The following is an 18,845-nucleotide window of genomic DNA, read 5'->3' on the forward strand; positions in this document are numbered from 1 at the left end:
ATGAATATAGAACGTCGAGCAGAATTACTGTTGGTTATGACAACCATCGTTGCTGCGGCAGGTTGGGTTTTTTCTAAGGAAGCAATTCAGGGTTTACCAGCGTTTGGTTTTATTGGTTTAAGGTTTCTTGTTGCAGCCTTCTGCTTATTACCATTTTGCTGGCAGGATTTACGTAAAATTAGTCGTTCAGATATAGCTCAGTGTATGGCAGTCGGATGCTTAATGGCAGTGACAATTTTGTTATGGATTTCTTCTATAGCAATGAGTGATACCCTTGGGGAAGGTGCATTTATTATGAGCCTCTCAATGCTGTTTGTGCCTTTGGTTTCGTGGGTACTATTCAAACGTAGACCACCAAGAATCTTTTGGTTAGCCTTACCAGTTGCACTTCTGGGGCTGACAATACTTTCTTTTGGTGGTGGTGATGGTTGGCAGTTCTCTTCAAGCCAGTTTTCATTTTTAGCTGCAGCATTAACGCTAGCCATTCATTTTAATGTCAATAGTAAGTACTCACGAAAAATTCCAATATTATCACTCACTTTTTTACAACTTTTTGTTACTGGTATTATTGGTATTACTGTTTCTTTATGCTTTGAAGTGTGGCCTAGTTCGATCCCCTCAGATATTTGGATATGGTTTCTTTTAAGTGCTGTGGTTGCAACGAGTCTTCGTTATGTATTTCAAACCATTGGTCAAAAGCATGTTAATCCAGCTAATGCTGCGATTATTATGATATTAGAGCCGGTATTTACGGTTATTTTAAGTGTACTTTGGTATGCAGAAGAAATGCCACAATACAAGGTTATTGGCTGTATGGTGATCTTATTTTCTCTATTTATTTATCGTGGTAGTGAGATGATGATGAAATATTGCCGACGTGTAAAAAAGGCATAAAAAAGCTCATGTAATATGAGCTTTATAGTCAATCTGTAGTAACGGTGTGGCATTCTAATACAAGAATGTCGCCCCTTGCTCTGCGCTAGAGACATTATCTCTCATTACTTTAAAGATATCTCGCCCCCAAGTTATCTGTTCAGCCTCTGTATTCATGTGATGAGCAGTGCGTCCAGTTGTATCAGCCAGTAATTCTAATTGACCATTTTCGCTGTCTAAGCGAATAAGATCACCATCTTGAATAAGACCAATGATCCCACCGCGTAATGCTTCTGGAGATACATGGATAGCAGCAGGGATCTTACCTGAAGCACCAGAAAGACGACCATCAGTGACAAGTGCAACTTTATGACCTGCTTTTTGTATATTACCTAGAATTGGCATTAATTTGTGCAATTCAGGCATACCATTTGCGGCTGGACCATTGTAATTTACGACAATAATACAATCGTGATTAAGCTTATCTTCTTTATAAGCAGCTTCGACATCATGCTGTGATTGAAAAACTTTAGCAGGAGCTTCAATAAAGCGATGTTGATCAGCAACCGCAGAAATTTTGATTACGGCATTACCTATATTACCTTGCAATACTTTTGTTCCTCCTGTTTTCTGAAAATAATGACTAGCTATAGAGATAACATCAGGATTATTTGTTTCTTCTCGGTCATTCCAAACTAAAACACCATCTTGTAATGTTGGCGATTTCATTTGATCGTAAAATTCCCCAAAAGCGGGTGTCACATCGGTATGTAGAAGATGGCTTTGGTGTAAACGTCGCATTAATGCTGGAACACCACCTGCAGCTTCAAAGGCATTTATATCGGCGGGACCGTTAGGGTAAACTTTGATTAAAAGAGGAATAATATCAGAGAGCTCACTAAGATCTTGCCATGTTAAAATAATCCCTGCGGCTCGAGCAATAGCAATCATATGAATGCTATGGTTGGTGCTACCGCCAGAAGCTAACAGTGCAATTAAGCCATTAACAAGACTTTTTTCTGTCAATACAGTATGTAATGGTCGATAAGAAGGCGTATCGATAGTCATTGATGCCAGTCGAGTTGATGCATGTTTAGTCAGTGCAGTACGTAGTTCAGATTTAGGGTTTACAAAGGCAGAACCAGGAAGCATTAACCCCATTGCTTCAAAAACCAACTGGTTTGTATTTGCTGTACCATAAAAAGTGCAAGTACCGGCTGAGTGATACGCATTGCACTCCATTTCTTGTAATACGTCTTGACCAACCGCACCCGCGACAAATTTTTGTCGAATATCTACTTTTTCTTCATTGGTTATTCCTGTCGACATAGGACCAGCAGGAATAAATGCCGTTGGTAGATGAGCAAAAGTTAAAGCCCCCATGAGTTGACCTGGAGCAATTTTGTCACAAATACCAAGTAATAATGTCGCATCAAAGACATTATGACTCAGTGAAAAAGCGGTGGATTGTGCAATAAGATCTCTAGAAAATAATGACATATCCATGCCTGCTTGACCTTGTGTGACACCATCACACATCGCAGGAACTCCACCTGCGATTTGGGCTGTATGACCGTGCTGATTTAATGTTGATTTGATCAAATCAGGATAATGTTTATAAGTTTGATGTGCACTCAACATATCATTATAAGCGGTAATAATGCCGATATTTGCATGAGTAAAATTCAACATTTTTTGTTTTTCACTTGAGCAAGAAGAAGCAATAGCATGGGCTAAGTTTCCACATGACATTTGTGTGCGGCCTTTACCTTGAGATGCTTGTTGCTGTGTTTTTGCTAAGAAAGCTTGGCGTGACTTTTGGCTGCGTTCAATAATGCGCTGAGTAACGTTTACAATGGTGGTATGTGTCATAAGGAAACCTATTATACTAACTCTTTCTTATCAAGATTGGTGAAAGCAAGTGCTGCTTGGCGAACAATTTCATCGATGGTATTGTCAATATTGATAGTGATGACATTATCTTCATTGACTGGTCTTTCTAATGTATCAAATTGACCCTTAACCATATTCTCTTTCATGAAGTGTCCTTTTCGACTTCTCATTCGTTCTAATATCAGCTCGAAACTGCCATCAAGAAAAAGAAATGAAACGTTTTTATTACCTTCTCGTATCTGATCTCGATAGCTTTTTTTTAATGAAGAACAAACAAGTACACCAACTTCATTTTTGCTTTCTATGCTAAAAGCGGCATCACGAATACGCTCAAGCCACGGAATGCGATCTTGATCATTAAGTGGTTCACCGCGTGACATTTTTTGAATATTAGCTTTGGGGTGTAAGTCATCTCCATCAATAAACTTAGCGTTCAATGCTATCGCTAACAGTTGTCCTATTGTGCTTTTGCCACAAGCACAAACTCCCATAACAACAATACTTTTACCGGTCATATAAGCCTCTTGCTTTAATTCTGAGCCAGATCTCATTTTTGAAATCCTTTTAAATAATGACTTTATCTTATCGACTTTACGGGTAACATGTTACCCGTAACTTGGCGTTTTGTGAACCATTAACGAAAAATCATTGAATATGGACGAATGAGAAAATGGGAAAATTAACACTAAAAGAAAAAATTGGTTATGGCTTAGGGGATACAGCATGTGGCTTTATTTGGAATGCCACAATGATCTTACTTGCTTTTTTCTATACAGATGTCTTTGGGATTCCAGCGGGAGTCATGGGGACTTTATTTTTAGTTTCTCGATTATTGGACGCAATAACGGATCCACTGATGGGAGCTTGGGTTGATAGAACTCGAACGAAATATGGACAATTTCGACCATTCTTATTATGGGGAGCCATTCCTTTTGCATTGGTAAGTATGTTGACATTTTATACACCTGATTTTTCAGAAACAGGAAAAATTATCTATGCCTCTATTACTTATATATCTTTAACATTAGTTTATACCTTTATTAATGTGCCATATTGTGCGATGCCTGGTGCGTTAACAAATGATCCAACCGAGCGTCACTCTTTACAATCGATTCGTTTCTTTTGTGCTTCTGCTGGTGGTTTGGTTATTGCAGGGGTGGCATTGCCACTAGTCAGTTTGATTGGTAAAGGCGATGCGCAACTTGGATATTTTGGTGCTATGTGTGTTTTGGGCTTAGTAGGTTCATTATTATTAATCACTAGTTTTAATACGACACAAGAAAGAACAAGCTTTCCTAAAGTTGAGAATGCGAATTTTAAAGAAGATTTAAAAGTTCTCTTTGGAAATAGAGAGTGGCGTATTATGTGTCTATTTAAGTCAATGGCAACGTGCTCGAATGTTGTTCGTGGTGGTGCGACACTATACTTTGTTAAATATGCTATGGATGTCCCTGAATTAGCACCAACATTTTTGTTGTATGGTAGTATTGCTGCCATGTTAGGCTCATTACTTTCTGCTAAATTGTTAGTTAAATATGATCGCATAAAATCATTCAAAGCAATTATAATAGCTTACTCTCTGTTAAGTCTTTCTTTATTCTTTGCTCCGTCTGATTATATTGTTCTGTTATTTATAATTAATATTATTTTTATGTTTATTTTTAACACAACAACGCCTGTTCAATGGCTAATGGCATCTGATGTTATTGATTATGAAGAAATCCGCAGCGGACGCCGCTTAGATGGTCTTATTTTCTCAAGTTATCTATTTAGCTTGAAAATGGGTTTAGCCATTGGTGGAGCATTAATTGGTTGGTTATTAGCTGCAATGAATTATGACGCATCATTAACCATTCAACCCGACAATATAATTACAATGATTAAATTATTATTTTGTGTTGTACCTGTTGTTTTATATGCGGGCATGTACATTATGCTGAGCATGTATAGATTAGATAGTGTAACGATAAATCGTATTGCAGAAGAATTAAAAGAGAAACGTAATAATGTAGTTGATGATGACTTTATTGAGGTTACAGAACCTAAAGTCACACCTGCAGTTTAAATATTAATATATATTAGGAAAGATATTCATGATTAATAACCCAATATTAAAAGGCTTTCATCCCGACCCTTCTGTGTGTCGTAGCGGTGAGGATTATTACATTGCGACATCAACGTTTGAGTGGTTTCCTGGGGTTAGAATATTTCATTCAAAAGATCTTAAAAACTGGCGTCTAGCAGCAACACCATTAGATTCCGTTGAGATGTTAGATATGCGTGGTAATCCCGATTCAGGTGGCATTTGGGCTCCTAACTTGACGTATTCCGACGGTCTTTTTTGGTTACTGTATACCGATGTAAAGGTGATAGATGCGCCTTGGAAAAATGGACGTAACTTTTTAGTGACAGCACCGAGTATCGAAGGACCATGGAGCGATCCTATTTCGATGGGAAATGGCGGGTTTGATCCTTCTTTATTGCATGAAGATGGAAAAAAATATTATGTATCTCGTCCATGGGGGCCAAGAAATCATAGTGATCCATATAATAAAATAGTAGTGCAAGAATTTGATGCACAAACAAACAAGTTAGATAAAAAACGAATTAATATTTTTGAAGGTACTGATCTTAAATATACAGAAGCGCCGAATATTTATAAAAAAGATGGTTATTACTATTTATTGACCGCAGAGGGCGGAACAAGCTTTGAGCATTCAGTAACGGTCGCACGTTCAACGGATTTATTTGGTCCATATGAAGTGAGCCCACATGGTTCATTAGTGACAACTTGGCATACCCCAACAAATGCACTGCAAAAAGCCGGTCATGGTGCGTTAGTCGACACGCAAAATGGTGAGTGGTTTATTACTTATTTAGCAAGTCGCCCTATACGTTTTCCTGATCGTCCTCTTTTAGCTCGTCGAGGGAGAGGCATGTGTCCTCTAGGGCGTGAGACTGTGATTGATAGGGTTGAATGGGTTGATGGTTGGCCATTAGTTGTTGGCGGACCGCATGCAAAAGTCTCAATACCGGAAGCGAATTTACCAGAATGTGACTGGGGGCTTTCAGAGGATTTTATTGATAACTTTGACACGCATAAATTGGATGGGAACTGGCAAACATTACGCATTCCCTTTAGTGATAAATTAGGAAGCTTGAGTGAAAATCCAGGGCACTTAAGGTTGTATGGTAATGACAGCCTGCTATCTCTTTTTGAACAATCAACCGTAGCAACGCGATGGCGTCATCATCATTTTAGTGCGCAAACTAAGATGGCTTTCCAACCAGAGAATTTTCAGCAATCTGCGGGTATGTGTTGTTATTATAATACGAGTAACTGGACATACTGTTTAGTCGACTTTGATGAAAAACTAGCAAAGCGCTGCTTACGGTTAATTCAAGTTGATAAGCAGAACGCAACTTTTCATCATTATGATGGTAATGAAATTATTGTACCTGATGAAATAGAACATATTTGGATGAAGGTTGATGTTAAAGGTTTAGATTATTATTACAGCTATTCATTTGATGGTGAAACTTGGACACAATTCGATAAATCTTTTGAATCTTGGAAAATTTCAGATGATTACATCGATGGTCGTGGGTTCTTTACTGGAGCATTCGTTGGTTTGCATTGTGAAGACATTAGTAGCGATGGTTGTTTTGCTGATTTTGAATCATTTACCTATGAGGTCAGTGACTCATAATGATCTTTGATCCCCAATAAAACAGACTACTAACAATAATAAAACCCACGTTTATTCTAAATAAAAAGAATGACGTGGGTTTATACTTTATAAGAGCAATAAATCTACCTTATAGTGCGTAACGCAGTCTTAAATCTGCAGGGTGCGGGTTTAGGTAAAACTGCGTTTCAAGATAGCCGTCTGGGTGCTCTGATAAGTAATGATTAATTAAGGTTAAAGGCGCGATCAAAGGCGTAAGACCATCAGAATAACTAAAAATAACCGCATTTAATTCCGCTTTTTGTTTTTTAGTTAAGCTGCGCTTGAAATAACCTTGCAAATGCATAAGTACATTAGTGTTGTTTTTACGACTGGCTCTGTGTGTGAGTGCATCCATCATTTTCTGACGATACTCGATAAAGAACTCATCAATGCTATCCCAGTCAGCAATACTCGCAACAAGCTGCCCTAACTCTTTGTAAGCGACATTATTGTGAGCCATCAAGGTTAGCTTGTAGCGCGAGTGATAGTTAACAATCGCTGCCCGTGTTATGCCATCTTTTACGCACTCATATAAATCATGTAACGCGTAGACTCGAGCAACAAAATTTTCTCGTAATACTGGATCTTGTAAGCGCCCGTCTTCTTCAACCGGTAACCATGGCATATCTTGCATTAAACGCTTGGTAAAAAGCCCTGTTGTGCCTCCTGGGAGGGTGTTGCCGTTTTCAATATAAAGCTTAACTCGCTCCATGCCACAGGTCGGCGATTTAGCGCAGACAATAAACCCACATAGCGCGTTTAGGGAAGGTAGGCGTTTATCAATAAAGTTTGTCATTTTGTCGGTGAAATCTTCGCTAATATCTTTGGTAGCGACCAAGCGAATATCATCTTCATCTTTTGCAAGCAATCGTATCGTGGGGCGTGGCACCGTCATACCAGCACCAACTTCAGGGCATACGGGTTCAAACTTGAAGTACTTACTTAGCTCTTCGACTGCAAATTTATTTTGTTTATGTCCACCATCAAAGCGGACTTTTTGTCCCATAACACAAGCACTAATGCCAACTGGAATCCCCATACGTATTACTCCTTTGCTTCTTGAATATTAATTTTATTGATATCAGTCCCTTAGAATTAAGGATAGTCTCTAAATGGTAAAAATGTATTTATTGCGAACTTAATTTCTGACTACTCTCTGCTAGAGTTTAATTTAGCTAGAGTTATATATGAAAAAAGTATGAGTTAGGATCAATAAGAGCGATGGATAAAAGACAAAATTGGAAACGAATCGGTGCTTGCTTAGTGTTTGTGATAGCGGTGCACTGTCAAGCAAACTCAACGCTCTCTGTTGAGCCTAACAGCAATCATCTAGCACTTTCTCAACAGCAAAAAAAGGCGCTTAAACGCTCGACGGTGACGTTAGTTAAAGTGGATAAATCAGCTCGAAGAATGTATCTAATGAGTGGCAGTAAAATATTTCGTGAGTATCGAATTGCGCTGGGGGCAAATCCACGCGGGCATAAGGAGCAAGAAGGTGATAAGCGAACGCCAGAAGGTCAGTATACGCTTGATTTTGTGATAGAAGGTTCTGCTTTCCACCGCTCTGTTCACATTAGTTACCCTAATAAGATAGATAGGTATATAGCTAAGACGCGAGGGGTTTCTCCAGGGGGCAATATTAAAATTCATGGGTTAAAGAATAATAATAGAAAGCCTGCCCAGTTCATTCAGAGTTTTGACTGGACAGACGGTTGTATTGCGATTACTAATCAAGAAATGGATGAGTTTCTTCGCTTTGTATCAATGGGAACACCTATCTACATCGAGTGGTAGGGATCCCATCTTTGGCTATAATAGGTATTACTCTTCTTCTGAGCTTGTCTCTAAAGACGCTTCTTGTTCCACTTCTAGAGATTCTGGCTTTTTCGTTAACGGCTTCGCTGTAATACGCTTACCTTCGCTGTCAAAGAAGTGCAGATTATTGGCACTAACATAAAGAGGCATCTCTTGGTTTAGCTCAATATCTCCTTCTGGTGTGACAGCAATAAAGCGCTCTTGCTCGATATCGCAGTGAACCAGTTGGTTTGGACCTAATGGCTCAATCGCTTGTACATTCGCATTAAGCTTGATGCCGTACTCCATCGGTGTGATGTCGGCATGCTCTGGTCGAATACCAAGTGTAATCTTACTTGTTGGAATATGAAGAAACTCTGGCGTATGCAAAACTTGACCCGCAACCGATACTTTTCCATGTTCAATATGAGCAGGAATAAAGTTCATTGCAGGGCTACCCATAAAGCTAGCAACAAACTGACTTGCCGGCTGGTGGTAAACTTCATGCGGTGTGCCTACTTGCTCAATCTCACCTTGGTTTAATACCACGATACGATCAGCTAGCGTCATTGCTTCTACTTGGTCATGAGTAACGTAAACACTCGTCACCCCCAGTTCACGCTGTAACTTCTTAATCTCTAAACGCATATGTGCACGTAGAGAAGCATCGAGGTTCGATAGTGGTTCATCAAACAAGAAAAGCTGAGGGTCACGCACAATTGCTCGGCCCATTGCCACACGCTGACGTTGTCCACCAGAAAGTTTAGATGGTTTACGGTCTAGGTATTGCTCAATTTTCAATGTACGTGCGACTTGTTGAATTTTTGCGTCAATCTCGTCTTTGTTCACGCCACGGTTTTTTAGCCCGTAAGCCAAGTTATTGTAAACCGTCATGTGTGGGTAAAGTGCGTAGTTTTGAAATACCATAGCGATATCACGCAGTGCCGGCTTTTCTGCATCAACACGGCGTCCACTTAAGTGAATCTCGCCATCAGTAATAGACTCTAACCCAGCAATAGAACGCAATACAGAAGACTTACCACACCCTGATGGGCCAACTAAAACAATAAATTCACCTTGTTCGATATCTAAAGAAATACCTTTTACTGCTTGGTGACCATTTTCGTAGGTTTTTACTAATTTTTTGATATGTAACATTTTGGTATTCCTTATTTTTCGCTTTCAACTAAGCCTTTAACAAACCAACGTTGGAAAATAATAACGACTAATACTGGTGGTAGCATGGCTAAAATTACCATGGCAAATGCGTAGTCATAACGAGGTAGGCTAGTATCATTTATATTGCTTAATATCTGTTTAATACCCATAACGATGGTGTTGTAGCTTTCATCGGTTGTCATCATTATTGGCCATAGATATTGGTTCCAACCGACCACAAACATGATGATGAAAATAGCAGCCATCATTGTTTTAGACAGAGGAAGTAAAATATCGACTAAAAAGCGCCATGGTCCTGCATTATCAAGTTGTGCAGCTTCAAGTAACTCATCAGGGATGGTTCTAAAGAATTGGCGGAAAAAGAATGTCGCCGTTGCAGAGGCAATTAATGGGATAATTAGACCACTGTAACTATTGAGCATGCCAAGGTGTGATACCACTTCATAAGAAGGGATGATACGAACCTCAAGTGGCATGAGTAGTGTGACAAAGATTAGCCAAAACCAAGCTGTTGCGTATGGTAGGCGGAAATAAACTAACGCATAGGCAGCCATCATCGAGATAATGATTTTACCAATGGCGAAGCCTAGACCCATGATCATTGAGTTGATGATCATACTTTTAGCGTTAACGCCAGATTCAAACCCTAAGCTTTTATTCCAAGCCTCTTGATAAATAGAAGTCAGGTTTTCCCCTGGTAGCCACTGCAAACCCTCACTTGCGATCATACTTGGATCGTGAGTGGAGCTAGCAAAGATCAACCAAACCGGAGCGAGCATAAACAGAGCGCCGATAATAAGAATAAGATGGTCGGTTATACGATTCGATTTCATTATGAATCCTTTACAATCTGGATGAAAATAGTGGCAACTAAATTAGTAGTGAACACGCTTCTCAACCACTCGGAATTGAATAAAAGTTAAAAGAAGTACTAGCATTAGCAGCACAACCGATTGAGCAGAACTACCACCTAAATCAGCACCAATGAAACCATCGCGATATACCTTATATACCAGAGAAGTCGTTGTGCCACCTGGACCACCATTGGTCATCGTATCGATAACACCGAATGTATCGAAGAAGGCGTAAGTTAAGTTAATCACTAATAAGAAGAAGCCGGTTGGAGCCAGTAGTGGGAAAGTAATTGTCCAGAAACGGCGTGAATCACTCACACAATCGAGCATGGCTGCTTCTTTTACGGCGTAAGAGATAGACTGTAGACCCGCTAAGAAGTAGATAAAGTTAACAGAGACTTGTTTCCACACTGAAACGGCAATCAATGCAAAAGTGGCATCGACAGGGTCAGTTTGGAAGTTGAATTGCCAGCCAATGTACTGGAAGAAGTCGGTTAATACGCCAATGTGAGGGTTAAAAAGAAAACTACCCATAATACCCGCAACAGCAGGAGCAACGGCATAAACCCAAGTTAGTGTGACTTTATAAGCCCCTTGACCACGTAGAATCCCATCCGCTTTTACCGCGAGAAGGAGTGCCAAAGCGAGCGATAAGAAAGAGACAATAAATGCAAAGCTAATGGTAAAACCAACGGATTTTAAATATTCGCTAGACTCCCAAAGCATAAGGTAGTTTTCAAATCCAACAAACGTTGATGATAGACCCCAAGGGTCTTCAAGCCTAAACGAGAGATAGAAAGCTTGTAATGCTGGATAGATAAAGAAAATTGCAATAATTATAATTTGCGGGGCAAGAAAAAAATATGGCAAAGGTGAATGAAAAAATTGTTGTCGACGTACCACAATATTTCCTTAGGTTATCTGAAAGTTATGTACGCGCTCAACCATAAATAATAACTGAGCGCGTGTTTTTTAGTAAGCGTTAAAGCTAATGAGTTGAACTCACTAAAGACTATTGAGTTGCGCGCGCAAAACGTCTTAGTAGCTGTTGGCTTTCTTGGTCTACTTTGTTGAAGCTATCTTCAATCGTTGAACGACCAGAAAAGATGTTATCGAACTCACGGTGCATCAGTTCTTGAATTTGCGAGTAGTAACCTAGACGGTAACCGTTCGTCCACTCACCACCAGGTAGGCTTAGTTGCTTAACACCGACTTCAGCTTCAGGTTGCTCTTGGTAGTAACCTGATTCTTTAGTTAGCTCGTAAGCAGCAGTAGTCACAGGAACGTAGCCAGTAGACTGGTGCCATTGCATTTGCGTTTCAGGGTGCGTTAGGTGCTCAAAGAATGCCGCAACCGCTTTATCTTCTTGTGCAGGCTTGTTGTTCATTGCAAATAGTGCTGCGCCACCGATAAAGGTACGGCCAGCTTCTGCATTGATTGATTCCCAGTAAGGAAGGTAAGCCGTGCCTAAGTTAAATTTAACGCGGTTTTTAAGTCCACCGAATGAGCCAGATGAACCCATCCACATTGCCACTTCTGCACGTTCGAATGGCGTTTGGTTTGCATCCCAATCGCTACCGTAGTATTTGTAGTAACCTTTATCAGACCACTCTTTAAGCTTTGAAAAGTGCATCTGCATGTCAGGTGTGTTGAACATGATCTTAGAAGCAGGACCTTCGTAGCCGTTGTTCTTATCAGCTAACTGTAGGTTATGACGAGATTTGAAGTTCTCAAACATGATCCAAGGCGTTAAAGATTGTGAGAATGTTGCGATCTCATTTTTCTTTAGCGTCTTAGCAACAGTTTCCATTTCTTCATAAGTTTTTGGAGCTTGAACGCCCGCTTTTTCCAACAGATCCTTGTTGTAGTAAAGAACAGGGGTTGAGCTGTTAAATGGCATACCAATCATCTTACCTTCGCTATCCGCATAGAAGTTACGTACGCCAGCAATGTAATCTTGATTGTTAAATGTGTAGCCAGATTCAACTAAAATATCTTGAATTGGTTTAGCAACGCCTGGTGCATTGATAATTGTCGCCGCGCCTACATCAGCAACTTGTAAAATATTTGGCGCTTCACCAGCACGGAAAGCAGCAATACCTGCCGTCAATGTTTCTACGTATGAACCTTTATAAATAGGAACAATTCTGAATTCATCTTGTTGATTGTTGAAGTCCGTAGCAATTGAATTAACGGTTTCACCTAATTGCCCGCCCATCGCGTGCCACCAAGTTACTTCTGTTGGAGCAGAAAAAGCGGTACCAGATACTGTTGCTGATAACACGCTAGCTAACCAAATCTTGTTCATCATTTTTCCTTATTTATGATGTTTTAGTTTCGAACGAATTAACTTTTTTCGTTTGACGCTATATTGATAGGAAAATGTGACGATTAGGTGCAGGGGCGATGTCAGTTTGATTAAGGATTTATGGCAATAGGGTGACAGGAAGGTAGAGAGCGAAGGCGAAATAGATGAGCGTCCATATCCATCTATTTTAGTGGTAAAACATTCACATTATCATTACGCTATTTCGAGAGTTTTTTTGATACTAACCAGCGTTGAATGGCATTCGTTGGCATAAGGGCAAAAAGAAGTGCTGCGCAAAGCGTCGAAGCTAATAAATCGAAAGGGTGGTGCATCCCAAGCCAGAGGCGCGTATAGCTAACACCGAGCCCCCAAGTTAGGAGCAAAGCAATGAAAGCATAGCAGCGGTAGTGAGCAAAAATACCACCAAAGAAAATAATGCAGATGGCGACAAAGATAGTGTGACCCGATGGAAATGAATAATTGGTCTCACCTAGCCAATGCCGAGTACGCCATGTACTGGTATTGTTAGTTGCTTCAGTAATAAAGAGGTTCTTTTCTAATAACTCCGCGCGATAAAATGTATCGGTATCAGGAATAATGTGTTCTTGCTGGAGAAACTCAACATAAGGGCGGGGTTGTTGTGTGACATGTTTTAATATCGACTTGGTCGCAAAGCTAGTAATAAGCAGGAAAGCGAGAGCGAGGGTAAAGCGTAATAATGTGGCTTTATTTAATTTGAGAGAAAGTGTCATTAAGCATAATACTGCAAGAGTAATGAGAAATCCTCGACTACCAGCGGAATCGGTTAATAGACTAATAAATAAGCCGTAGCTATCATTGACGGGTGATGTAAGCGATCCATTGGTGTTTAAATAGATAACAGGGAAGAGTAAGAGAGTAAAAATCGCTAAAATCATAAACGACTTTATTTTTAGAGATGACAATGCAAGTACCATGTATTGAAATTAAACAAGTGGCAGGATAATACATCACTACCACTTATCTATCATCATTGAAATGTCATAAAACCTGCAATTGGGAGTTATTTATTGGCCGTAATACATACAAATACGCTTGCCATTAACTTGCTGAATTTCAAATGGGATCTGGTAAATACTTTCCATCACCTCTTTTTCGATCACTTCATCAACCTTGCCACTTTTAATGACTTCGCCTTTACGCATTGCAACAATGTTGTCTGAATAGCTAGAAGCAAAGTTAATATCGTGGATAACAATCACAACAGCTTTATTAAGTTCATGGGCAAGCTTACGTAAGGTTTGCATGATCTCAACAGAGTGTTTGATATCCAAGTTGTTTAGTGGCTCATCAAGGAAGATGTATTGGGTATCCTGCGCTACCGTCATGGCAATAAAAGCCATCTGACGTTGACCACCACTTAACTGGTCTAAATATTTAGTGCGAATATCGGCAATACCTAGGTGCTCAAGCGCTTGGTTGATCACCTGTTTATCTTCAGATGTTAAGCGACCTTGGCTGTGAGGAAAGCGTCCAAACGCCACCAACTCTTCAACAGTGAAGCGCATATTAATATTATTTGACTGGCGTAGAACGGCTAAGTGTTTTGCTAATGTTTTTGTGTCCCACTCTGCTAGTGGTTTATCAGCGATAAATACGTTGCCAGCATCACTTTCAATTAAACGGCTCGCCATAGAAAGCAGTGTACTTTTACCCGCACCATTAGGACCAATGATCGATGTAATTTCACCGAGAGGGAAAAGTGCATCGGCATTTTTTACCACATAATTATCACTGTATTTTTTCGATAATCCAGTTACTTTTATCATATTAATTCAACTTGTTACGCATTAGCAAAAATAAGAAATAACTACCACCAGCAAAGTTAATAATAACGCTGATTGTAGTGTCAAAGGCAAAAACACTTTCAATTAACCACTGTCCACCAACAAGCAAAACGATTGAAAGTAGGCTAGATGCAACCATCAAAAAGGTATGTTGGTAACGACTGAACATCTCACGAGTTAAGCTCACGACAATTAAGCCAAAAAAGAGTACCGGTCCAACTAAAGCCGTTGCGATTGCAATCATAATGGTAATAACCAGCATGACTTTAACGGTAATGGTTTTAGTATCAACCCCTAGGCTTTTCGCATTATCCATACCTAGCCAAAGAACATCTAACTTTGGTGATAAATGGAAAAGGTAAAGAAAGCAAAGCAGCAATGGAATGATTGACCAATAAACCAGATCACCATTGACGTTATTAAAGCTCGCAAACATAGAGTTTTGTAGGACAGCAAATTCATTTGGGTCGATGAGCATAGTGAAGAAGTCCGTCACACTGCTAAATAAACTGCCACACACAATACCAATCAGTAAGAGGGTAAAGATGTTGGTGTTAGCACGTTTAAAATAGAAGCTAAATAGCAAAACAGAAAACACACCCATGATCATGGTGGAGATTAAGAAGTTCACTTTAGGATCACTAAACCAAACACTCATGCTACCGAAGAATACGATAATCACGGTTTGGATCATGACATATAAAGAGTCAAACCCTAAGATTGATGGCGTTAAGATCCGGTTGTTAGTGATGGTCTGAAATACCAGTGATGATGCTGAAATCGCTACAGCAGCCAGCACGATCGCCAGAATCTTAGGAATACGCAACGACAAGAAGAAAGAGTAATTGTGCGCGTTTAAGCCCTGACCTAGAAAAATGGCAATAACCATGACCGAGATGATAGCTAATGCCCAAGTTTTATATACATCACGCATTAGACTTATCCTTGAGGACTAACATAATGAAAACAACACCACCAAAAATACTAATAATCATTGAGATAGGCATTTCGTAAGGGAAGATGATTACGCGACCAATAATGTCACAAGCCAATACCATGATGACGCCCCAGTAGGCAGTCCACGGCAAATTACGGCGCATATTATCACCCATAAAAATGGCCACTAAATTTGGCACAATCAAACCAAGGAATGGGATCACGCCAACAATCATAACCACAGAAGAAGCAAGAACAGCAACGATGATGACGCCGATGAAAACGACTCGCTTATAATTTAAGCCAATATTTTTTGCAAAGCTTTCACCTACACTAGCTGCGCTAAACTGACTGGCATAGAAATACGCCAGACACCCAGCAGGAAGCGCTAGGTAAAGGAATTCATAGTTGCCCTGTAGAACCGAAGAAAAGTTAGCGACCGTCCACGATGACATGGTTTGAACAAGATCGTATCGGTAGGCAATAAAGGTGGTTAATGACGAGACAACATTGCCATACATGATACCGATTAAAGGCACTAAAATGACGCTTTTAAATTGTAAGCGTTGTAAGAACTGAACAAAAATCAGAGTACCCGCAACCGAGAAAACAAAAATCACGGAAAGGTTAAGCCACAAGCTTGTGCCAGATAAAAAGATGATGCTAACGATGTAGCCTAAAACCGCACAGTCGATAGTCCCGGTAGTAGAAGGGGAGGCAAAGCGGTTTTGACACAGTTGTTGCATGATAAGACCAGCAACACTTAAACCAGCACCGGCAAGACAGATCGCCAGCAAGCGAGGCAAACGACTGGAATATAAGATAGTTTGGCTGTGTGGGTCACCCGCGAGAAGGCTGTGAATATCAATATTAGCTACCCCAACAAAAAGAGAGAGTGCACCTAACGTTAATAGCAAAAGCGTGGCGAGTACTTGGTTCAATGTAAAAGAAGGTTTAATGTTTAACATAGTTTTTTATATCGATAATACATAAGGCACCGTATAGACGATGCCTTAAAAGATAAAAGTTCTACTGAGTAGCCTGAGCCATATCTTGGATCATTTGCTGTGTAGAGCGTGTGCCAGCAATCGTTAAGTACCAAGCATTAGCATCTAGGAAAATGATGCGGTTGTTTTTGTATGCAGGCGTTGATTTCACTAAGACGTTATCGAACAACTCTTGTGCTTTACCAGAGCTAAGACCAATCGCATTTTCACGGTCTAGAACAAAGATAACATCAGGTTGTGAGTCAGCAATAAATTCAAATGAAATTAAGTTGCCGTGTGGGTTTTGTGTATCACTTGTGCGTGCTTCAGCAAAACCAAACTCATCAAAAATAACGGAGAAGCGGCTCTTGTGACCAAACATTGATACATTATTACCGTTGTTCATTAGCGCTAGGGTATTTAAGTGCTTATCTTCAACAATCGCTTTAATGTCATTCATTTGCTGTTGAGTATTAGCAATAATGGTTTCGACTTCACTTTCTTTATCAAAGATCTTACCTAGCATGCGCCAGTTTGCTTTCGTGCCATTCCAGTAATCGCCATTTTCTACCGAGTACATTACGGTAGGGGCAATTTTAGAAAGCATAGGGTAGCTATTAACCATGCGAGCTTCAGCAATAATAAGATCAGGCTTTAGCGTAAAGATATTTTCAAAGTTAGCTTCTTTCATGCTGCCAGTCGAAGCGCTTTGATCGTCGCCGTACGATGTTAGGTACTCAGGTAGCATTTGCGTAACCAGACCAACCGGTTTGATACCTAACTCATCAAGAACATCAAGGCTACCATGACCGCCAACAATAACGACACGCTGTGGAGTTTGTGCAATTTGAGTCGTACCTAGAGCATGTTCAACAGTAATGCTTTGTGCTGAAACAGATAAGTTCAACAGCAAGGCGCTACTAATAAACATCGTTTTTATAAGTGTAGATAAACGCGACATAATGAACCTTTAAAAATGAATTAGAGTAAAATTATCAATATGAGGGTCACTATAATGCCAAATGAGAACTACTTCCATTCTTATTTGTATTTGTGTGAATATTACCCTTGTTTTTGTGGGGGAATCGATTAACTCACCCATGGTTAAACCCAAATAAGCGTCAATGTTTCTAAATGAGAGCAGTTGATGAGGGATAAGTCATTTACATCCCAACAGGCTCTGTTTAGACTGCGGGCACTCTATTCTTTGTTGATGTCACTATTATGACTTTTTCTGATTTAAAACTGAATTCTTCACTGCTTGCAGCACTACCGACTGCTTTAAAACAACCAACAGTCATTCAACAGCATGCTATTCCAGCGGCATTAAATGGACAGGATGTTTTAGGCTTAGCTCAAACAGGAAGTGGTAAAACATGGGCATTTGGCTTACCACTATTAAATCACTCTAAGAAAGGCGATCAGTCATTTAGTAGCATCATTATTGCCCCAACCAGAGAGCTAGCCGCTCAAATTAAGTTAACATTAGAAGAAGTGGCTCAACCGTTAGGGATTAAGAGTGTACTGCTGGTTGGTGGCGTTGAGCAGGAGAGTCAAATTCAATCGCTGGCAGAGCAACCACAGATTATCGTTGCAACACCAGGGCGTTTATTGGATTTACTAAAGAATCAGCATATTGATTTGAGTCAGGTGGAACGCGTCGTGCTTGATGAAGCCGATCGACTGGTCGATATGGGCTTTTGGAGTGATGTCGAAAGTATTTTGTCTTTTGTACCACAACCTCGTCAGACGCTGTGCTTTTCTGCCACGCTAAGTAAAGAGTTGGAAGCAGTATTAACACCGATTCTTAATCAACCGCAGCGCATTGAAGCACAAGCCATGAATAGCACAGTTGATCAGGTTGAAGAGCAGTTGTTTTTAGTCAATAAAGGCAGCAAGCCACAAGTTCTGATTTGGCTACTTAAGCAAACGTTAATCACTCACAATCAAGCACTCGTGTTCATCAGTGCAAAAGACAGCGCTGATACTGTTGTGAAGCGTTTAAATAAAGCGGGTATTTTAGCCGCTGCATTACATGGTAATAAAGAGCAAACAGAGCGAGAAGTCGCATTAGCCGATTTTAAAGCAGGCAAAGTGCAAGTTCTTGTCGCAACCGATGTGCTCGCGCGTGGTGTACATATTGATGCACTACCACTGGTGATTAATTACGACTTACCTGCGAATGCGGCAACTTATGTTCACCGTGTAGGACGTACCGCAAGAGCCGGTTTATCAGGTCATGCTGTCTCTTTAGTTTGTCATGCTGAGATGGAGCATTTAAACGCCATTCGAACGCTAACCAATCGAGCGCTTCCTGTCTTAGAATTGGCCGAGTTTCCTGTGACTGATAAGCCCTCAACTGGTGAAGCTCGCAAGCGTCCGCCACGTGATAAAAGTGCCAACCGTCGCACCGCTCAAAAACGCAGTATTAAACAGTTCAAAAAGAAGACAGACCGTTAAATATT

At 40.2% G+C, this 18,845-nt stretch carries 17 protein-coding genes; 5 read left to right on the forward strand and 12 right to left on the reverse strand.

Features of this window, described 5'->3' with window-relative positions:
* Complete coding sequence (locus tag BCU68_RS06970) at window positions 1-894, forward strand: DMT family transporter (protein WP_102564071.1); 894 nt, start codon at window positions 1-3, stop codon at window positions 892-894.
* A 54-nt stretch (window positions 895-948) separates the two neighbouring features.
* Here the strand turns inward: BCU68_RS06970 and edd are convergent, their stop codons facing one another.
* Both edd and BCU68_RS06980 read right to left on the reverse strand, forming a co-directional pair.
* A complete protein-coding gene (edd, locus tag BCU68_RS06975; RefSeq protein WP_102564072.1) occupies window positions 949-2,745 on the reverse strand; it encodes a phosphogluconate dehydratase in 1,797 nt (598 codons plus the stop codon).
* An 11-nt stretch (window positions 2,746-2,756) separates the two neighbouring features.
* On the reverse strand, window positions 2,757-3,281 hold the full coding sequence (locus tag BCU68_RS06980; protein ID WP_102564208.1) for a gluconokinase: 525 nt from the start codon (window positions 3,279-3,281) through the stop codon (window positions 2,757-2,759).
* Between the two features lie 155 nt (window positions 3,282-3,436).
* On the opposite strand from BCU68_RS06980, the gene BCU68_RS06985 reads away from it, so the two are divergent.
* Window positions 3,437-4,831 (forward strand): glycoside-pentoside-hexuronide (GPH):cation symporter, encoded by a 1,395-nt coding sequence (locus BCU68_RS06985; RefSeq protein ID WP_102564073.1) that lies wholly within the window; start codon window positions 3,437-3,439, stop codon window positions 4,829-4,831.
* A gap of 28 nt (window positions 4,832-4,859) precedes the next feature.
* A complete protein-coding gene (locus BCU68_RS06990) occupies window positions 4,860-6,476 on the forward strand; it encodes a glycoside hydrolase family 43 protein (protein WP_102564074.1) in 1,617 nt (538 codons plus the stop codon).
* A 109-nt stretch (window positions 6,477-6,585) separates the two neighbouring features.
* Here BCU68_RS06990 and BCU68_RS06995 read toward each other — a convergent pair whose 3' ends face one another.
* Window positions 6,586-7,536: a DUF523 and DUF1722 domain-containing protein gene (locus tag BCU68_RS06995; protein WP_102564075.1), complete on the reverse strand. Its 951-nt coding sequence runs from the start codon at window positions 7,534-7,536 to the stop codon at window positions 6,586-6,588.
* A 182-nt stretch (window positions 7,537-7,718) separates the two neighbouring features.
* Here BCU68_RS06995 and BCU68_RS07000 point away from each other — a divergent pair, with 182 nt between their 5' ends.
* Window positions 7,719-8,291 carry a L,D-transpeptidase family protein gene (locus tag BCU68_RS07000; protein WP_102564076.1) on the forward strand — a complete coding sequence of 191 codons (573 nt, stop codon included), beginning with the start codon at window positions 7,719-7,721 and terminating at the stop codon, window positions 8,289-8,291.
* Between the two features lie 27 nt (window positions 8,292-8,318).
* On the opposite strand, the gene ugpC is transcribed toward BCU68_RS07000, so the two are convergent.
* The 9 genes from ugpC to BCU68_RS07045 all read right to left on the reverse strand — a co-directional run bounded on the left by ugpC (window position 8,319) and on the right by BCU68_RS07045 (window position 17,341).
* Window positions 8,319-9,449 (reverse strand): sn-glycerol-3-phosphate ABC transporter ATP-binding protein UgpC, encoded by a 1,131-nt coding sequence (gene ugpC / locus BCU68_RS07005; RefSeq protein ID WP_102564077.1) that lies wholly within the window; start codon window positions 9,447-9,449, stop codon window positions 8,319-8,321.
* An 11-nt stretch (window positions 9,450-9,460) separates the two neighbouring features.
* Complete coding sequence (gene ugpE / locus BCU68_RS07010) at window positions 9,461-10,303, reverse strand: sn-glycerol-3-phosphate ABC transporter permease UgpE (protein WP_102564078.1); 843 nt, start codon at window positions 10,301-10,303, stop codon at window positions 9,461-9,463.
* A 42-nt stretch (window positions 10,304-10,345) separates the two neighbouring features.
* Window positions 10,346-11,227: an ABC transporter permease subunit gene (locus BCU68_RS07015; RefSeq protein WP_102564079.1), complete on the reverse strand. Its 882-nt coding sequence runs from the start codon at window positions 11,225-11,227 to the stop codon at window positions 10,346-10,348.
* 109 nt (window positions 11,228-11,336) lie between these two features.
* A complete protein-coding gene (locus tag BCU68_RS07020; RefSeq protein ID WP_102564080.1) occupies window positions 11,337-12,632 on the reverse strand; it encodes an extracellular solute-binding protein in 1,296 nt (431 codons plus the stop codon).
* 218 nt (window positions 12,633-12,850) lie between these two features.
* Window positions 12,851-13,549, reverse strand: coding sequence for a phosphatase PAP2 family protein (locus BCU68_RS07025; protein WP_157935177.1), 699 nt, complete (start codon window positions 13,547-13,549; stop codon window positions 12,851-12,853).
* A gap of 129 nt (window positions 13,550-13,678) precedes the next feature.
* Window positions 13,679-14,440, reverse strand: coding sequence for an ATP-binding cassette domain-containing protein (locus BCU68_RS07030; RefSeq protein ID WP_102564082.1), 762 nt, complete (start codon window positions 14,438-14,440; stop codon window positions 13,679-13,681).
* A gap of 1 nt (window position 14,441) precedes the next feature.
* On the reverse strand, window positions 14,442-15,392 hold the full coding sequence (locus tag BCU68_RS07035; protein ID WP_102564083.1) for an iron chelate uptake ABC transporter family permease subunit: 951 nt from the start codon (window positions 15,390-15,392) through the stop codon (window positions 14,442-14,444).
* Complete coding sequence (locus BCU68_RS07040; protein WP_102564084.1) at window positions 15,385-16,362, reverse strand: iron chelate uptake ABC transporter family permease subunit; 978 nt, start codon at window positions 16,360-16,362, stop codon at window positions 15,385-15,387. Before BCU68_RS07040 ends, BCU68_RS07035 begins: the two co-directional genes overlap by 8 nt.
* 61 nt (window positions 16,363-16,423) lie before the next feature.
* Window positions 16,424-17,341 carry an ABC transporter substrate-binding protein gene (locus tag BCU68_RS07045; protein ID WP_102564085.1) on the reverse strand — a complete coding sequence of 306 codons (918 nt, stop codon included), beginning with the start codon at window positions 17,339-17,341 and terminating at the stop codon, window positions 16,424-16,426.
* Window positions 17,342-17,604: 263 nt separating this feature from the next.
* Between BCU68_RS07045 and BCU68_RS07050 the strand changes: the two genes are divergently transcribed.
* Window positions 17,605-18,840: a DEAD/DEAH box helicase gene (locus tag BCU68_RS07050; protein WP_102564086.1), complete on the forward strand. Its 1,236-nt coding sequence runs from the start codon at window positions 17,605-17,607 to the stop codon at window positions 18,838-18,840.
* Window positions 18,841-18,845: the final 5 nt, after the last annotated feature.

Source organism: Vibrio sp. 10N.286.49.B3 (assembly GCF_002873395.1).
GTDB lineage: Bacteria > Pseudomonadota > Gammaproteobacteria > Enterobacterales > Vibrionaceae > Vibrio.

Excerpts from the sequence above, each read along its gene's own strand:
- BCU68_RS07050 (WP_102564086.1), top strand. The coding sequence starts at position 17,605 with ATGACTTTTTCTGATTTAAAACTGAATTCTTCACTGCTTGCAGCACTA.
- BCU68_RS06980 (WP_102564208.1), bottom strand. The coding sequence starts at position 3,281 with ATGACCGGTAAAAGTATTGTTGTTATGGGAGTTTGTGCTTGTGGCAAA.
- BCU68_RS06995 (WP_102564075.1), bottom strand. The coding sequence starts at position 7,536 with ATGGGGATTCCAGTTGGCATTAGTGCTTGTGTTATGGGACAAAAAGTC.
- BCU68_RS06985 (WP_102564073.1), top strand. The coding sequence starts at position 3,437 with ATGGGAAAATTAACACTAAAAGAAAAAATTGGTTATGGCTTAGGGGAT.
- edd (WP_102564072.1), bottom strand. The coding sequence starts at position 2,745 with ATGACACATACCACCATTGTAAACGTTACTCAGCGCATTATTGAACGC.
- BCU68_RS06970 (WP_102564071.1), top strand. The coding sequence starts at position 1 with ATGAATATAGAACGTCGAGCAGAATTACTGTTGGTTATGACAACCATC.
- BCU68_RS07020 (WP_102564080.1), bottom strand. The coding sequence starts at position 12,632 with ATGAACAAGATTTGGTTAGCTAGCGTGTTATCAGCAACAGTATCTGGT.
- ugpC (WP_102564077.1), bottom strand. The coding sequence starts at position 9,449 with ATGTTACATATCAAAAAATTAGTAAAAACCTACGAAAATGGTCACCAA.
- BCU68_RS07035 (WP_102564083.1), bottom strand. The coding sequence starts at position 15,392 with ATGCGTGATGTATATAAAACTTGGGCATTAGCTATCATCTCGGTCATG.
- BCU68_RS07045 (WP_102564085.1), bottom strand. The coding sequence starts at position 17,341 with ATGTCGCGTTTATCTACACTTATAAAAACGATGTTTATTAGTAGCGCC.
- BCU68_RS06990 (WP_102564074.1), top strand. The coding sequence starts at position 4,860 with ATGATTAATAACCCAATATTAAAAGGCTTTCATCCCGACCCTTCTGTG.
- BCU68_RS07040 (WP_102564084.1), bottom strand. The coding sequence starts at position 16,362 with ATGTTAAACATTAAACCTTCTTTTACATTGAACCAAGTACTCGCCACG.
- ugpE (WP_102564078.1), bottom strand. The coding sequence starts at position 10,303 with ATGAAATCGAATCGTATAACCGACCATCTTATTCTTATTATCGGCGCT.
- BCU68_RS07030 (WP_102564082.1), bottom strand. The coding sequence starts at position 14,440 with ATGATAAAAGTAACTGGATTATCGAAAAAATACAGTGATAATTATGTG.
- BCU68_RS07025 (WP_157935177.1), bottom strand. The coding sequence starts at position 13,549 with ATGATTTTAGCGATTTTTACTCTCTTACTCTTCCCTGTTATCTATTTA.
- BCU68_RS07000 (WP_102564076.1), top strand. The coding sequence starts at position 7,719 with ATGGATAAAAGACAAAATTGGAAACGAATCGGTGCTTGCTTAGTGTTT.